The organism is Armatimonadota bacterium (assembly GCA_031432545.1).
GTDB lineage: Bacteria > Sysuimicrobiota > Sysuimicrobiia > Sysuimicrobiales > Sysuimicrobiaceae > Caldifonticola > Caldifonticola tengchongensis.
The window spans coordinates 1-14,115 of sequence record JAVKGX010000014.1 but is presented as its reverse complement, the minus strand read 5'-3'; the positions used below and the strand labels follow the sequence as shown (position 1 = coordinate 14,115).

Genomic DNA, 14,115 nt, shown 5'->3' with positions numbered 1-14,115 from the left:
TCCCTCCGTCCCTCACTCGACGTGCACCTTCACCTGGCGCGGCCGGACTCGCTCGCTCTTGGGCACGCGGACTTCCAGAATGCCGCCCTTGTAGGTCGCCCTGGCCTCGTCGCCCTTCACCTCGGCGGGCAGGGGCAGGCTCCGCAGGAAGGCGCCGTAACGGAACTCCCGGCGCAGGTAGGCGCGGCCACGCTCCTCCTGCTCGGCCTTCGCCTCCGCCTTGATCACCAGCGAGCCCTCGGCGACCGTGACGTCGACGTCCTTGGGATCGATGCCCGGCAGCTCGGCGCGCACCACGACCTCGCTGTCCGTCTCGTACATCTCCACCGCCGGCTGCCAGACGACCGGCTGGGTCGTGCCGGCCGCGCGCTGCGGAGCCGGGCGGCCGAACTCCTGCATCAGGCGATCCATCGCCCGCTGCATCGCGTTCAGTTCCTCGAACGGGTCCCAGCGCAGAATGCTCATCGTCGGCTCCTCCCCTCTTTTGTGCCGTCTCGCTTGCCCAGGATCCAGTACGCGACCTCCTCGTGACGCTCTTGGATCTCCAAGAACAGCTTCACCCCCGCCAGGTTCAACCCGACCTCGCGGGTCAGGTAGCGGATCAGCTGCACCCGCTGCAGGTCGCGATCGCTGAACAGGCGGATCTGGTTGCGCCGCGCGGGTCGGATCAGCCCCTTTTCTTCGTAGATGCGCAGCGTGCGCGGGTGCAGCCCCACGAGCTCGGCCGCCACGCTGATCACGTAGACGGGCATCGAATCCGTTCTCCGCGTCCGATCCGCCACGGCCCCACGCGCTCCAGTGCCTGGCTCCCACTCACCCGTTCCCACGCTATACCTTGTCATCGATACTGTCAATATTCCTGACATAAAGGATGTTCGAAGCAACCCAGCCCTCTGCTATACTCATCCTACCCGGATCGGGAGGAGCGATGTCGGTCCTGGACGCTTTGTGGCTGTTCGTGATCCTGTCGGCGCTGCAGCCGCTCCTGCAGCGCCGGTGGCTGGAGAGCGCACGCCTGCGGCTGCTGCACCAGATCGAGCGCAAGCGCGGATCGCGTCTGATCGCGATGATCCACCGCCAGGAAACGATGAGCCTACTGGGCTTCCCTCTGGTGCGCTACATCGACATCGACGATTCCGAGGCGGTGTTGCGGGCCGTTCGGCTGACGCCGCCGCAGATGCCGATCGACCTTGTGCTGCACACGCCCGGCGGGCTCGTGCTGGCGGCCGAGCAGATCGCCCGAGCTCTGCGCGAGCACCCGGGGCGGGTCACGGTGTTCGTGCCCCACTACGCCATGTCCGGCGGCACGCTGATTGCACTCAGCGCCGACGAGATCGTGATGGACCCGCACGCCGTGCTGGGACCGGTCGATCCGCAGCTCGGTCAGTATCCGGCCGCGTCCATCCTCAAGGTCCTCGAGCGCAAGAACATCAACGAGGTGGACGACCAGACGATCATCTTCGCCGACATCGCGGCCAAGGCCCTGGAGCAGGTCCGGTCCACCGTGCGCGCGCTGGTGGCCGACAAGATGCCCGCAGACCAAGCGGACGCGGTCGCCGAAGCACTCAGCAGCGGCCGGTGGACGCACGACTACCCGATCACGGTGGACGAAGCCCAGCGGCTGGGGCTGCGGGTCTCCACGGAGATGCCGGTGGAGATCCACCGCCTGATGGCCCTCTACCCGCAGGCGGGGCACCGGCGCCCGTCGGTGGAATACATCCCCGTACCCTATACGCCCCCGCAGCCGGCCAGGCCGCGGCCCGGACGGCAGCAGGAATAACCTTCGCCCCGGATCGTTTCTATAGAAATGGATGCGGCCGGAGGGCGCCCTTCCCAGGGGCGATGATCGTAAGGGTCCCTCCGCCGGGACCCGACGTCTTTGTTCGATTTTTACGTGGTGCCGCGCCCCGGAAGGCGCCGCCCTCGGGGCGTGTCCGCGCTTTCCATAGCGGAGGGATCCAAAAATCGTGCGACGGAGGTGGTGGCCCATGCTGGTGCGTCGTCATCCGTTCGCGGAGCTGGCGGCGATCCAGCAGGAGCTCGCGAGCCTAGTCGACCGGATCTTCGGATCTGATGGGGTTGCGGGCACGACGTTTCTGCCCGCCACGGATGCGTACTTCGCCGACGGGCACTTCGTCGTCCGGGCGGATCTGGCCGGCGTGGACCCACAGGCCGTGGAGGTCCTGACCCACGGCAACACGCTGGTGATCCGGGGCGAGCGGAAGGCGCTCGAGGTGCCGCGGGATGACGTCGTGATGCTCGGGATCCCCTACGGGCGCTTCGAGCGCACCGTGATACTGCCCTCGGGTCTGGACGCAGGTCAGGTGAAGGCGCAGTGGCGGGACGGAATCCTGGAGATCCGCATTCCGGTCGAGCAGAAGCTGCTGCCGCGGAAGGTTCCTGTGCAGGTCGCCGCGTAATGCGTCGTCTCCCGTCCGGCCCCGGCTCCGGGGTCTGACGGGAAGTACTTCTCCCTGGGATTCGAATGCACTAAGGAGGTGAGCGGTGTGCTGGACCTCGGCTTGTTGATCCTTCGTGGCGTTGTCGGTCTGCTGTTCATCGGGCACGGGGCGCAGAAGCTGTTCGGCTGGTTCGGCGGGCACGGTGTCGCCGGCACCGGGCAGTGGCTGGAGTCGATGGGTATGCGTCCGGGCCGGCTGTGGGCCATACTGGCGGGATCCGCTGAGTTCCTCGGCGGTCTGCTCCTGTTGGTGGGGTTGGCCAACCCCATCGGCTCCGTGCTGATCGCCGCGGTGATGGCGGCCGCGATCGTACCCGTCCACGCCCGCAACGGTCTGTGGGTCCAGCGCAACGGCTACGAGTATCCGCTCGTCAACGTCGCCGCCGCGACCGCCGTGGCACTGGCCGGGCCGGGTGCCTATGCGCTGGACCCGGTGCTCGGACTGACCCTCCCGGTGGTGCCGGTGCTGGGTTGGGGCTTCGTCCTGATCGTGGGGATGGCCGCCTACCTGGGATTCCGCGGCGGTGCGCTGCAGCCCAGCGAGGCCCAGAACTGACCTCCCCTGCCGACGCCGCCCGGGGATCCCCGGGCGGCGTCTGTTTGCGAACTCCAGTGGCGCTCGTTGCGTCCTTTCTGGTAGGTCCACCCGATGCACCGCCCGGGAGGTCGCCCGATGCGCATCGACGCCAGCATTCAGCCGATCGTCGCTCTCGTCGCCGGCATCCTGATCCTGATCGCGCCGCGGCTGCTGAACTACATCGTCGCCGTCTACCTGATCGTCGTCGGGCTGACGGGATTGGTCCGGTAGAAGCGGCCCCTGCAGGGGGACGGCCGCTCAGGTCAGGTGCAGGCGACGCAGCAGCATCGCGTTGGCCGCGACGATGACCGTGGACAGGCTCATCAGCAGCGCCCCCACGGCCGGGGAAAGCAGCACGCCCCAGCGGTAGGCGACGCCGGCCGCCAGCGGGAGCGCGACCGCGTTGTAGCCGGTGGCCCACAAAAGGTTCTGCACCATCTTGGCGTAGGTGCCCTCTGCGAGCCGCAGCGCGCGGACCACGTCGAGCGGGTCGTCCTCCACCAGGACCAGGTCGGCGGACTCGATGGCCACGTTCGCGCCGGCGCCGATTGCGATGCCCAAGTCGGAGGCGGCCAGCGCGGGCGCGTCGTTGATGCCGTCGCCGACGAACGCCACCGGGCCCCGCTGTCGCATCTGTGCGACGATCCTCGACTTGTCCTCCGGCAGTACCCGTGCGTGATAGGTGTCGATGCCCAACTCCGCGGCGACGGTCCGGGCCACCGCTTCGGCGTCCCCCGTGACCATCACGACCTGGCGCCCCATGTCCTTCAGTTCGCGCACGGCCCGCCGGGCGCCGTCTCGCACGCGGTCGGCCAGCGCGAACAGCGCCAGCACGCGCCGCTCGTCCATCAGCGCGATCACGCTCTCGCCGCGCCCGGAGGCCTCGTCCAGTCCGCCGCGCAGCGCGCCGAGTCCCAGCCCCATCTCGTCGGCCCACTCGGGTCTGCCGACCCGATACGGTCTGCCGTCGACCCGTCCCTCGATCCCCTTGCCCGGTATGGCCCGGAAGTCCGCGCCGCGCCCCACAGGCACGCCGCGACCGCGCGCCTCGTTGAGGACGGCGCGGGCCAGCCCGTGCTCGGACAGCGATTCGAGCGCCGCCGCGATCGCGAGGGCATCGTCTTCTCCGACGCCGTCGGTGTAGATCCGGCGGACGCGGAACCTCCCCTCGGTCAGCGTGCCCGTCTTATCGAAGGCGACGGTCCGGATGTCGCGGGCCCTCTCGAACGCCTCGCGGTTGCGTACGAGAATGCCGTTGCGCGCCGACAGCGCTGTGGCGTTCATGACCACGAGCGGGATCGCCAACCCCAGTGCGTGCGGGCAGGCGATCACCATGACCGCGACCATCCGCGTGAGCGCGAACTCCGGCGCGGACCCCACCAACAGCCACGCGGCCAGCGTGAGCGCTCCTCCGCCCAGCGCGATCAGGGTCAGCCAGTAGGCCGCACGGTCGGCCAATACCTGGTAACGGCTGCGCGAGCGCTGCGCCTGCTCCACCAGGCGCTGGATCTGGCTCAGCGTCGTCGCCTCGCCAGTGCGCCGCACCTCGACGGTGAGCGTCCCCTCGCCGTTGATCGCACCCGAGATCACCTCCGCGCCCGGTTCCTTGGTCACCGGACGCGACTCCCCGGTCAGAAACGCCTCGTTGACGCTGGACGCCCCCTCCACTACGATCCCGTCGGCGGGGACCTGCTCGCCGGGGCGCACAAGCACGCGGTCGCCCACTCGCAACGCGCCCACCGGGACGTCCTCCGTGTCGCCGTCGACTATGCGGTGCGCGTGCGCGGGGAGCAGGGCGGCGAGGTACTCCAGCGCGCGTCCGGCGCCCTGGACGGACGCCATCTCGATCCAATGTCCCAGCAGCATGACGACGACGAGCGTCGCCAGCTCCCAGTACAGTGGTATCCCCCGCAGCAACCCGGCGGACACCCCCAGACTGTAGGCGAACGCGACGCTGATCGCCAGGCCGACAAGGGTCATCATGCCGGGTTGGCGCGCGCGCAGTTCGCGCAGGCCCCCCTGTACGAAGACACCCCCGCCGTACAGGTACAACACGGTGCCCAGAACCGGCTGTGCCCACTCCGCGCCGGGGACCTGGGCCGCACGGTACCCGAACCACTCCTGGATGTGGGCGTCGAAGTAGAGGATCGGGACCCCGAGCAGGACGCTCAGCCAGAACCGATCGCGGAACATCTGCGGGCTGTGGCCGGCGTGTTTGTCGTGCGCGGCGTGATCGGGCTGGCCTGCGGCGGCCGGAGGTGTCTGACCGTGGTCGGGCCTATGGTGCACGTGGTGCTCTTCCATGGCCGGTGTGGTCTTCCTCGTCTGCGGGCCCTACCGAGGAAACGAGGACCCAGGTGGACGGATTCCTACGCCGGCTTCGATCGGCGGGCCTCCCGCGCGTGGCGAGATCACCGAGGTCCGTTTCTCAGGGACTGTACGAAGAAACCCTCACGCGGCTCCCACGAAGCCAGGTCGCGCGCCCACGGGTCGTCGGTGCCGGAATTGAGCCCGACGCGCACGGACGCGAACGCCAGCGGGACCGTCGGGCGCCCGTCGGGCAACCTCACCAGAGCGACGTGCAGGTGCGGGTAGACGCTGAGTCCGGAGTTCCCCACACGGCCGAGGCGCTCACCCGCCCGCACCTCGGTTCCCGCCGCGACCGTGACGCTTCCCTGCTGCAGGTGTGTCAGGTACAGGCCGTACCCCCTCCCCATGTCCAGGAGCACGTGGTTGCCCTCTTCTTCCGGCGGGCTCTCCTGCCCTGCGGGTCCGTCCGCAAAGTGGTTGGCGACCCGCACCACGCGGCCGGACACCGGCGCATGCACGGACCGGCCCCACGCGTAGTAGTCGGAGTTCCGGCGGCTGTCGCGAACCCTCGAAGGGTGCAGCGTGGGATCCACCACCACGAGGTCGTAGGCCCAGACGTCGTGGTGGGAGAACATTCCGTGCGCGCCCTGGAAGAGGTACCACTGCCCGCGCACCGGCAACGGGACGGTCATCGGCGCGGTGTCGGGCACGGGCGTCGGCGGATCGAAAGACAGCCTGCCGGCGACGAGGCGGTAGCTGGCGACGGCGGGTCCGTGATCCAAGTACCTGCGCTGCGCGCCGCTCCACGTTGCCGGGAGCACGCGCACCCACGAACGCGCGCCCACCCCCCGAAGCTGGTCGCGCATCTGGGCGGGCAGGACACGGCCGAGCGCGTCGTACGGGATGCGAACCTCGACCACCTCGCCAGTGGCGACTTCGATTCCTTCGATCTGCGCGGTGAGTGGCTCGTCGTCCTCCGGGTGGATCCAGACCGGCGACGGCCCCCGTTGCCGGGCCCCGATCTGCACGTCTACGGTCTGGAGACCGGTGAAGTCGATGCTGAACCAGAAAGCCAGGTCCTCTCCTGAAGGCCGGGAAGCGGTCGCCACCATCAGCAGCAGGTCCCGCTCGCGGGGCGCGACGGCGAACCCCACGATGTCCCGGGACGGGTCGGAAGCGTCCCCGGCCGGATCGGAGAACGTCGGTATGCCCGTCCAGTCCGTCCCGTTGCCGTCGATCCGGATGGCGTTCGCGCGCTGGCGCACCTGTTCGATCCGCGCGTGGATCGTGCCGTCGGCGACGGGGGCAGGTGGGGCGGTACCCGCGAGCAGCAACACCGCGACCAGGATGGTGGCCCAGGCGAGAACCATGCACCCTCCCGTCGGGCGACGTTCGCAGCGAGAGTTTTCCTCTAGCCTGCAGGATCGTGGGCGTGGGTCACGCCGGGATGAAGGGGCCAGGGGGGAGGGGATGCGGCTCGCCGGCTGACTTCGGCGCCCAGCAGGAAGATCGCGGCGACCACGTAGATCCACAGCAAGAACACGATCACGCCGGCCAGCGATCCGTACACGAGCTGGTAGCGCGTGAAGGTCTCGACGCCCCAGAACACGACCCGCCGCGCTCCCTCGAACAGCAGCGTCGCAACGAGCGCTCCGGGCCACAGCCACCGCCACCGGATGGGACGGTTCGGGAGCAGACGGTATGCTAGCAGGAAGACGAGCATGGGGAGTACGAGCGGGATGACCACCCGCCCCGCGCCCGCGCCAGGGATGGCGTGGATGGCGTCGGACAGGCTGGCCGGTATGAAGCGATCCACGATCGAAAGGGTCAGTGAGACCGACAGGGACGCCGCGAGGATGCCTCCGAACAACAGCGTGGTGGCGATCTCCAGCATCTTGCGTCGCCAGAACGGACGCTCCTGCCCGACGCCCCACACGCGGTTGAGGCTGTGGCGCGCCGCGCCGGCGACCGCGCTGGACGACCACAAAAAGACCGCGATCGCCGCAACACCGACCGTGCCGCGCGCGCGGACCGCCTCGTCGACGTTGCGCAGGACGGCGGCGACCGCCTCCGGCGGGAGGTAGGCCCGCAGCGCCTCGGAGATGGCGGCCTGCACGTCCTGTCGCTCGAGGAAGAACGTCGCCAGCGCGCTGGCCCCGAGCAAGAGAGGGAAGATCGACAGCAGCGCGTAGTAGGCGATCGTGGCGGCCATCGGAAGGCAGTCGTCTTCCAGGAAGCGGGCCGCGACGTCGCGCCCGAAGGCGTAGGCCTGAGCGACGGTGCCCTGTGCGGCGGCAGCGGGGGCTGCCGCCACCTCGTCACGGTTCACGTTTGACGCTCCTCAGACACACTTCCTATAATAGGCGCCACAGGGCGGTTAGCTCAGCGGAAGAGCGCTTGCTTCACACGCAAGAGGCCAGAGGTTCGAACCCTCTACCGCCCACCACGCCCCGGTTGCCGCCGTTCGTGGGTATCGGCGCACGTGGACCGCTGCGGTCCCCGGTCCGTTGTCTTCGATAGAAGGGAGCGTCATGGATCCGCGTGTCGAACGGCTCGCCGAAGTCCTCGTCCGATACTCACTGGTCGTCAAGCCCGGACAGCTGGTGCGCATCAGCGGCCCCGCGCTGGCCGAGCCCCTGATCGTCGCGTGCTACCGGCACGTACTGCGCGCGGGCGGTCACCCGCTGCTGCGGGTGACCGTGGACGGGGTGGAAGAGGTGTACTACAAGGAAGCCAGCGAAGAGCAGCTGCGGTTCGTCTCGGAGATTCAGCGCACCGAGGTGGAGCGCATCGACGCTTCCATCGGCATCTGGGCGGAGTACAACACCCGCGCGCTGACGAACGTCTCGCCCGCGCGCCGCCGCATCCGTTCGGAGGCGACGCGCGACCTCATGCAGCGGTTCTTGGAACGCGCCGCGGAGGGGGTGCTCCGTTGGGTCGGCACGCAGTATCCGACCCAGGCCGAGGCCCAGGAGGCGGAGATGTCGCTGCGCGAGTACGAGGACTTCGTGTACGGGGCGGGCTACCTCGACCGGCCCGATCCGGTGGCGGAGTGGGAGCGCATCCGCGAGCGGCAGGCACACATCGCGGGCTTCCTCGCCAGCAAGCGCGAGATCCGCATCGTCGGCCCCGACACGGATCTGACCGTCGGGGTGGCGGGTCGGAGGTGGATCAACGCGGCAGGCGAGTCCAACTTCCCCGACGGCGAGGTTTTCACCGGCCCGGAGGAGACGAAGACGCACGGGCGCGTGCGCTTCACCTACCCGGCGCTCTACGCTGGCCGCGAGGTCAGCGACGTCCGCCTGGCCTTCGAAGGCGGGCGCGTCGTGGAGGCCAAGGCGGCGAAGGGCGAAGAGTTCCTGCGGGAGATGCTCGAGACTGATGAGGGTGCCAGGGTCCTGGGTGAGTTCGCGTTCGGCCTCAACGACAACATCCAGCGCTTCACGCGCAACATCCTGTTCGACGAGAAGATCGGCGGCACCGTCCACGTGGCGCTGGGCTCGTCGTATCCGGAGACCGGCGGCCGCAACCAGTCCGGCATCCACTGGGACATGATCTGCGACCTGCGGCAGGGCGGCGAGGTCTACGCCGACGGTGAGCTCATCGCCCGCGACGGCAGGTTCCTCTTCTGAGACCCTGGGAGCGTTTCCGTCACGCGACGAGCTCGTACCCGCGTCCTCTGCGCGGACGACGATGAGCTCTCCCTCCGACTGCGGGTACGCAAGCCCGCTGCCCATCGCGTCCGTCTTCGGACTCTCTTGCCATGAGCTCGTCGCCGTGTCAGTCGGGCCAGTCCGCCTCGACCGAGGCGATCAGCCGTTCGAACATCCGCTCCTGTTCGATGGCGGTCTGTTCCGCCCGTTCGGCGTACGCGGGATGCTCTCCCGCCTTCAGATGGATGTTGGCCAGCACGTTGTCGCGGATCCGAGCCAGGAACGCGACGACCTCCTCGCGACCGAACTGCCCGAACTCGCCCGACCTCAACCGCGCGATCAACTCGGGCAACGGCCGCATCTCGACCATGCAGACCCGCTCGTAGGCGTCCCAGAGCCTTTCGTTCACTTTCCCCTTCGGATCCGATGGACCTTGACGAAGTTCGTTCGGCCGCGCGCGATGAGCGGCGCCGAGCCGGTGATGATCACGACGTCCCCGGGATCGGCGATGCCCCGCCGCACCATCTCCTCTTCAGCTTGCACCACCATCGCGTCGGTGTCCTCCCGGAAGGGGACGACGATCGCGTGGACGCCCCACCATAGGCTGAGCGTGCGGGCGACGGTGTGGTCTTCGGTCAGCGCGACGATCGGTTCGGCTGGACGCAGCTTCGAGATCAGTTGCGCGGTCCGCCCGCTGCGCGTCACGACGGCGATCGCCCGGGCCCGCAGGTCGTGTGCCAGCAGGCAGGCGGCGCTCCCGACGGCCTCGGCCACCCCCAGGCGCCGGTCGCCGTGGCGGCCGGTCTGATACAGCTGGGGACTGGCGGCTTCCACCTCGACCGCGATCCGGTCCATGATGCGCACGGCCTCGGTCGGGTAGCGACCCACCGCGGTCTCCCCCGACAGCATGACTGCGTCGGTGCCGTCGAGGATCGCGTTCGCGACATCGGAGGCTTCGGCGCGGGTCGGACGCGGGCGGTCGATCATCGACTCCAGCATCTGGGTCGCGGTGATGACGGGGATGCCCATCTCGTTTGCCCGCCGGATGATGTGCTTCTGGAGGATGGGCACGCGCTCGGGCGCGAGTTCGACCCCCAGGTCGCCGCGCGCCACCATCACGCCGTCGCTGGCCGCCATGATCCCGTCCAGGCGGTCGATCGCCTCCGCCTTCTCGAGCTTGGCCACGATCGGCACCGAGCGGCCCGCGCGTCCCATCTCCTCCCGCACGGCGGCGATGTCCTCGGGCCGCCGCACGAAGGACAGCGCGACCCAGTCCACGCCTGCCTCCAGGCCGAACCGGAGGTCGTCGCGGTCCTTGGCGGTCATCGCGGGGGCGCTGATCGCCACGCCGGGCAGGTTGATGCCCTTGTGCTCTTCGAGCACGCCCCCTCGCACGACCCGGGCGCGGACCTCCTCGCCCCCGACGGCGGTCACCGACAGTTCCATGGCGCCGTCGGCGAGCAGGATCCGGTCGCCGGCCTGCACGTCCTTGACGATGTCGGGGTAGGTCGTCGACAGCCGCTGCGCCGTCCCGACCTCCGTCTGTGCGCCGATGACGACTTCGCTGCCCTCCTCGAGGTGTACGGGTCGGTGGTGGGCCAGCTCGCCGACCCGGATCTTGGGGCCCTGCAGGTCCTGCAGGATCGCTACCGGACGGTCCAGCTCTTCGGCGACCCTGCGCACCGTGGCGATGCGGCGCTCATGGTCCTCGCGACGGCCATGGGAGAAGTTGAACCGCACCACGTCTACGCCGGCGGCGACGAGCTCTCGGATGCGCTCGGGCGAATCCGTGGCCGGCCCGATGGTGGCGACGATCTTCGTGCGGCGGTGCCGCGGGGGCGTGTACCTCCAGGCCATCCTGGGTGCCTCTTCGGCGGGTCAGTAGCCGGGGTGCGATTGTGCCTCCCCGTGCCTCGCATCACAGGATACCATTGGGACAGATCAGGTGACCGACTCGTCCGGCGACAGGGGGCCTCCATGAGGCCGGCGCGGGTGGGCGACATCCAGGGCTGGCTGCCGACGCAGCGGTACGTCTTGTTTCTCTGCGTCCTCGCATCGGCGGGGGTGCTGGCGATCGTCCTGTTGTCCCTGTGGCGCGAACCGGAGGTGCCGTCGGCCAGGGACGTCGCGACCTTGTCGGTCGTCACGCTGCTGGCGATGCTGCTGGCAGACGACGAGGTGGCCGATCCGGCGGAGGTCGGCATGGCGGCCGGGTTGTTGGTCCTGGGGCCGTTCACCGCAGTCCTGATGGGGGCTGTACTGTCGCCGGTTGCGGACCTCCTCCGGGGCACAGACAGACTGGCGGTCGCATACCGTTGGGCGCGGCGGGTACTGCCGGCGCTCGTGGCCGCGGCGGTGTACGCCCGGGTGGTGGCCTCGCCCGGGCGCGTCGACCTGCTGCCCAATCTCGCCGCCTACGCTGCCGTCGGGCTCGCGTGGGCCGCGGCGTCCTACGCGATCCGGGCGCGGTACTTCGCGTCGCTCAGCGGGATCCCGATGATCCGGTTCTTACAGGCGCACGCGCGGCCGAGCCTGGGCCCGATTGTGGTCAGCCTGCCCGTGGGCTTGGCCGTGGCCTGGCTGTACCGCGAGAACCCGGCGTCTTTGCTGCTGTTTTTGATCCCCGCCGCTTTGGCGCCCCGCCTGCAGCCGGTGCGCGAGGAGGTCGTGTCTACGGCCGGGGTCGACCCGGCCACGGGCTTCGACGTCGGGGACCGGCTGTGGAAACGTTTGGAGGAGGAGTTCGTCCGTGCCCATCGGTACAACCAGCCGTTCACCCTGGGCGTGGTGGTGCTCGAGAACCTCGACGCGCTGCACAAGTCGATCGGTCCGGCGGCGGTGTCGGCCGCGCTGCGGGATGTCGCGCGGATCCTGCGCCGCGAACTGCGGCGTTCGGACTACGTCGCCCGCCTGGACGACAGCCGGTTCGCGGTGGTGCTCGTGGGCGCGACCGTCGATCAAGCCGAGCGCGTGGGCAGCCGCGTCCGCAGCGAGATCGTACTGCAGACGCCGCTGCGCGTCTCCTTCGGCCTCGCTGGCTACGACGCGGCCGACGTGGACGCTCGGCAGTTGCTGGACGTGGCGTCCTCGGCCGCCGAACGTGCCCGCGAGCGCGGCGGGGACCGGATCGTCACCGGCACGAAGTGAGGAATCCACGGACGTGGCCTTGATGGAGATCAGCGTCACGCCGCTGGGCACGCCGTCGCCGAGCGTGGGGGAATACGTGGCCGCTGCCGTCGATGTGATCCGCCGGAGCGGGCTGCCCTACAGGGTGAACCCGATGGGTACGACCGTGGAAGGCGATCTGGAAGCGTTGCTGGCGCTGGTGCCGCGGGTCCACGATGCGGTCTTCGCCTTGGGGGTGGCGCGCGTGTCCACGCTGTTGAAGATCGACGACCGCCGTGACAAGCCCACGTGCATGCACGCGAAGATCGCCTCCGTCGAAAAGCACTTGCGGTGAGGTGCAGGATGGGGGACAAGGAAGCCACGGTGCGCTGGACGGGCAAGGGTCTGCGATTCGAGAGCGTGATCCCGCAGACCGGGGTGCGCTTCTACCAGGACAGCCCGGTCGAAGGTGGAGCGGTGGGCCCCAGCCCTATGGATCTCGTGCTGGCCGCCGTGGGTGGCTGCACCGCGATGGACGTCGTGAGCATCCTCGAGAAGATGCGCGAGCCTGTGCGCGGGCTCGAGGTGCGCGTCAGCGGGGAACGCGCGACCGATCATCCGCGCATCTATAGAAAGGTCCACGTGCACTACCGGGTGGAAGGAGAGGGGCTCGACCCCGAGAAGGTCCGGAAGGCCATCGATCTGAGCCAGTCGAAGTACTGCTCGGTGTCGGCGATGGTCCGCGCGAGCGCGGAGCTGACCTACGGATGGGAGATCGCCGAAGCCGCAGCGGGCGGGCTCGCCGGCGCCGGAAAGGAGGCTCACGATGGCGCAGCGGATTGAGACCCGACGCAGGCAGATCGAGGAGATCCTGACGTCGCTAGGCCGCGACGACCTCGGGGTGGGTGAGGTCGAAGACCTCGGGGAAGGACGGCTGCGGGTCACGTTCCTCCACGGCCACTTCCGCCACGCCGCAGAACTGGACGCCGGCAAGCTGGACGACCCGCAGCAGGCGAAGGCGGCGCTGATGATCGCCGTCCGCAAGCTCAGCAAGGACATCGAGGCCGAGCACATCGGCAAGGCCCAACAGTAGCCGTCGCCCCTTCTGCGCCGGTCCGTTCGGTCTGTGTAGCACCCGACGAGGGTTCGATGCGGGTGCGCGGTCCGTCCTTCGGCGGGATGCTATAATCCCTGCGGCGGGCCGGCGTAGCTCAGTCGGTAGAGCGGCTGATTCGTAATCAGCAGGTCAGGGGTTCGAATCCCCTCGCCGGCTCCAGCTCAAATCCAGTCACAACAAGCATCACAGCCAAGTCCGGAGAAGCCGCCCGAGGCCGGTTCCGGTCGGTTGTGCGCCTATAGTGCGCGGGTTAGGACCGCCGCCGGTACAGCGTTGGGCGCGGCAGCTCAATGAGCTCCTCGCTGAGGCCGACCTGTGGGCAGCTAGGAGAGAGGTGACTAGGGCGCGTGGCCGGAGTGCCGGCGGGAGGCGGGCGCACTCCCATCCCGCGGTGCCCCTGTTGCCGGTTGCGGACCGCTGAGGTCAGGATAGCACGGTAGGCGGCAAGCGGGCCATATCTGATCTAGGGGTGTCGCTGCTGGGGCTTGAGAGTTGGGGTACGAGACCGAGTGCGTTCGGGTTCTCTTCACACTTCTGGGAGTGCCCATTCGCAGCCTCCGAGAGTACCCGCCGCATGGACACGAGAGCGATCACGACTGCGATGTCATCGCCGTCACGGCGACGGGCGACGCCTATGCGCTCGAGGTCACGAAGTGCTATCAAGGGGATCGGAGTCGAGGGGACGCTCTGGCGAACCGCACTATATGGGAGTTGATTGGCAATGCAGAGAGCTAGGTTCAAGTGGCACTTTCACCGCAACCATGGCGTCTTCGCCGGCGCCAAACGGACGGTAGTAACGCGAACGGGCATTCAGCACTGTGCCCTTGCTGTTGCTTTCGCTCTGCTGCTTGCCGCCTGCGGCGGTGGGGGCGGTATCGCGCCGACGCCGACT

Annotated in this window: 17 protein-coding genes and 2 tRNA genes; 11 read left to right on the top strand and 8 right to left on the bottom strand. The window is 68.9% G+C overall.

The genetic code is table 11. The annotated features are described in order from the left end of the window. Nucleotides 1-12: 12 nt before the first annotated feature. Together QN163_10165 and QN163_10160 are read right to left on the bottom strand one after the other, a co-directional pair. Complete coding sequence (locus QN163_10165) at nucleotides 13-465, bottom strand: Hsp20/alpha crystallin family protein (GenBank protein ID MDR5684368.1); 453 nt, start codon at nucleotides 463-465, stop codon at nucleotides 13-15. Continuing rightward, nucleotides 462-752 (bottom strand): MerR family transcriptional regulator, encoded by a 291-nt coding sequence (locus QN163_10160; GenBank protein MDR5684367.1) that lies wholly within the window; start codon nucleotides 750-752, stop codon nucleotides 462-464. Before QN163_10160 ends, QN163_10165 begins: the two co-directional genes overlap by 4 nt. A 176-nt stretch (nucleotides 753-928) precedes the next feature. Between QN163_10160 and QN163_10155 the strand changes: the two genes are divergently transcribed. The 4 genes from QN163_10155 (at nucleotide 929) to QN163_10140 (ending at nucleotide 3,269) form a co-directional block, all read left to right on the top strand. Further along, nucleotides 929-1,780, top strand: coding sequence for a hypothetical protein (locus QN163_10155; GenBank protein ID MDR5684366.1), 852 nt, complete (start codon nucleotides 929-931; stop codon nucleotides 1,778-1,780). Between the two features lie 208 nt (nucleotides 1,781-1,988). Continuing rightward, on the top strand, nucleotides 1,989-2,420 hold the full coding sequence (locus QN163_10150) for an Hsp20/alpha crystallin family protein (protein ID MDR5684365.1): 432 nt from the start codon (nucleotides 1,989-1,991) through the stop codon (nucleotides 2,418-2,420). Nucleotides 2,421-2,507: 87 nt separating this feature from the next. Beyond that, nucleotides 2,508-3,017, top strand: coding sequence for a DoxX family protein (locus QN163_10145; GenBank protein ID MDR5684364.1), 510 nt, complete (start codon nucleotides 2,508-2,510; stop codon nucleotides 3,015-3,017). Between the two features lie 117 nt (nucleotides 3,018-3,134). After that, the gene (locus QN163_10140; GenBank protein ID MDR5684363.1) at nucleotides 3,135-3,269 is read left to right on the top strand and encodes a DUF3096 domain-containing protein; all 135 of its coding nucleotides are present in this window, start codon (nucleotides 3,135-3,137) and stop codon (nucleotides 3,267-3,269) included. A gap of 27 nt (nucleotides 3,270-3,296) precedes the next feature. Here QN163_10140 and QN163_10135 read toward each other — a convergent pair whose 3' ends face one another. The 3 genes from QN163_10135 to QN163_10125 form a co-directional block, all read right to left on the bottom strand. Continuing rightward, the gene (locus QN163_10135) at nucleotides 3,297-5,342 is read right to left on the bottom strand and encodes a heavy metal translocating P-type ATPase (protein MDR5684362.1); all 2,046 of its coding nucleotides are present in this window, start codon (nucleotides 5,340-5,342) and stop codon (nucleotides 3,297-3,299) included. 107 nt (nucleotides 5,343-5,449) lie between these two features. Further along, entirely contained in the window at nucleotides 5,450-6,718 is a 1,269-nt protein-coding gene (locus QN163_10130) for a M23 family metallopeptidase (protein MDR5684361.1), read from the bottom strand. Nucleotides 6,719-6,759: 41 nt separating this feature from the next. Then, nucleotides 6,760-7,677, bottom strand: coding sequence for a YihY/virulence factor BrkB family protein (locus tag QN163_10125; GenBank protein ID MDR5684360.1), 918 nt, complete (start codon nucleotides 7,675-7,677; stop codon nucleotides 6,760-6,762). 42 nt (nucleotides 7,678-7,719) lie between these two features. Between QN163_10125 and QN163_10120 the strand changes: the two genes are divergently transcribed. Continuing rightward, nucleotides 7,720-7,794, top strand: a tRNA-Val gene (locus tag QN163_10120). Nucleotides 7,795-7,879: 85 nt separating this feature from the next. After that, the gene (locus QN163_10115) at nucleotides 7,880-8,980 is read left to right on the top strand and encodes an aminopeptidase (GenBank protein ID MDR5684359.1); all 1,101 of its coding nucleotides are present in this window, start codon (nucleotides 7,880-7,882) and stop codon (nucleotides 8,978-8,980) included. 148 nt (nucleotides 8,981-9,128) lie between these two features. On the opposite strand, the gene QN163_10110 is transcribed toward QN163_10115, so the two are convergent. Both QN163_10110 and pyk read right to left on the bottom strand, forming a co-directional pair. After that, nucleotides 9,129-9,410: a hypothetical protein gene (locus QN163_10110; GenBank protein MDR5684358.1), complete on the bottom strand. Its 282-nt coding sequence runs from the start codon at nucleotides 9,408-9,410 to the stop codon at nucleotides 9,129-9,131. Then, entirely contained in the window at nucleotides 9,407-10,858 is a 1,452-nt protein-coding gene (pyk, locus tag QN163_10105; GenBank protein ID MDR5684357.1) for a pyruvate kinase, read from the bottom strand. The genes QN163_10110 and pyk overlap by 4 nt, the downstream gene beginning before the upstream one ends. 120 nt (nucleotides 10,859-10,978) lie before the next feature. On the opposite strand from pyk, the gene QN163_10100 reads away from it, so the two are divergent. The 5 genes from QN163_10100 (at nucleotide 10,979) to QN163_10080 (ending at nucleotide 13,382) form a co-directional block, all read left to right on the top strand. Then, complete coding sequence (locus QN163_10100; protein MDR5684356.1) at nucleotides 10,979-12,148, top strand: GGDEF domain-containing protein; 1,170 nt, start codon at nucleotides 10,979-10,981, stop codon at nucleotides 12,146-12,148. Between the two features lie 22 nt (nucleotides 12,149-12,170). After that, nucleotides 12,171-12,461 carry an MTH1187 family thiamine-binding protein gene (locus QN163_10095; GenBank protein MDR5684355.1) on the top strand — a complete coding sequence of 97 codons (291 nt, stop codon included), beginning with the start codon at nucleotides 12,171-12,173 and terminating at the stop codon, nucleotides 12,459-12,461. Between the two features lie 8 nt (nucleotides 12,462-12,469). Further along, nucleotides 12,470-12,949, top strand: a complete 480-nt coding sequence (locus QN163_10090) for an OsmC family protein (GenBank protein MDR5684354.1) — start codon at nucleotides 12,470-12,472, stop codon at nucleotides 12,947-12,949. After that, nucleotides 12,933-13,199 (top strand): hypothetical protein, encoded by a 267-nt coding sequence (locus QN163_10085; GenBank protein ID MDR5684353.1) that lies wholly within the window; start codon nucleotides 12,933-12,935, stop codon nucleotides 13,197-13,199. Before QN163_10090 ends, QN163_10085 begins: the two co-directional genes overlap by 17 nt. A 107-nt stretch (nucleotides 13,200-13,306) precedes the next feature. Further along, a tRNA-Thr gene (locus QN163_10080) sits at nucleotides 13,307-13,382 on the top strand. A gap of 541 nt (nucleotides 13,383-13,923) precedes the next feature. Here QN163_10080 and QN163_10075 read toward each other — a convergent pair. Then, nucleotides 13,924-14,115 (bottom strand): hypothetical protein (locus QN163_10075; GenBank protein ID MDR5684352.1); only part of this gene is annotated, 192 nt, incomplete at its 5' end.

What these genes read in the sequence shown, in the direction of transcription:
- QN163_10165 (MDR5684368.1), bottom strand. Translation starts at nt 465, where the DNA reads ATGAGCATTCTGCGCTGGGACCCGTTCGAGGAACTGAACGCGATGCAG.
- QN163_10160 (MDR5684367.1), bottom strand. Translation starts at nt 752, where the DNA reads ATGCCCGTCTACGTGATCAGCGTGGCGGCCGAGCTCGTGGGGCTGCAC.
- QN163_10155 (MDR5684366.1), top strand. Translation starts at nt 929, where the DNA reads ATGTCGGTCCTGGACGCTTTGTGGCTGTTCGTGATCCTGTCGGCGCTG.
- QN163_10150 (MDR5684365.1), top strand. Translation starts at nt 1,989, where the DNA reads ATGCTGGTGCGTCGTCATCCGTTCGCGGAGCTGGCGGCGATCCAGCAG.
- QN163_10140 (MDR5684363.1), top strand. Translation starts at nt 3,135, where the DNA reads ATGCGCATCGACGCCAGCATTCAGCCGATCGTCGCTCTCGTCGCCGGC.
- QN163_10135 (MDR5684362.1), bottom strand. Translation starts at nt 5,342, where the DNA reads ATGGAAGAGCACCACGTGCACCATAGGCCCGACCACGGTCAGACACCT.
- QN163_10130 (MDR5684361.1), bottom strand. Translation starts at nt 6,718, where the DNA reads ATGGTTCTCGCCTGGGCCACCATCCTGGTCGCGGTGTTGCTGCTCGCG.
- QN163_10115 (MDR5684359.1), top strand. Translation starts at nt 7,880, where the DNA reads ATGGATCCGCGTGTCGAACGGCTCGCCGAAGTCCTCGTCCGATACTCA.
- pyk (MDR5684357.1), bottom strand. Translation starts at nt 10,858, where the DNA reads ATGGCCTGGAGGTACACGCCCCCGCGGCACCGCCGCACGAAGATCGTC.
- QN163_10100 (MDR5684356.1), top strand. Translation starts at nt 10,979, where the DNA reads ATGAGGCCGGCGCGGGTGGGCGACATCCAGGGCTGGCTGCCGACGCAG.
- QN163_10095 (MDR5684355.1), top strand. Translation starts at nt 12,171, where the DNA reads ATGGAGATCAGCGTCACGCCGCTGGGCACGCCGTCGCCGAGCGTGGGG.
- QN163_10090 (MDR5684354.1), top strand. Translation starts at nt 12,470, where the DNA reads ATGGGGGACAAGGAAGCCACGGTGCGCTGGACGGGCAAGGGTCTGCGA.
- QN163_10085 (MDR5684353.1), top strand. Translation starts at nt 12,933, where the DNA reads ATGGCGCAGCGGATTGAGACCCGACGCAGGCAGATCGAGGAGATCCTG.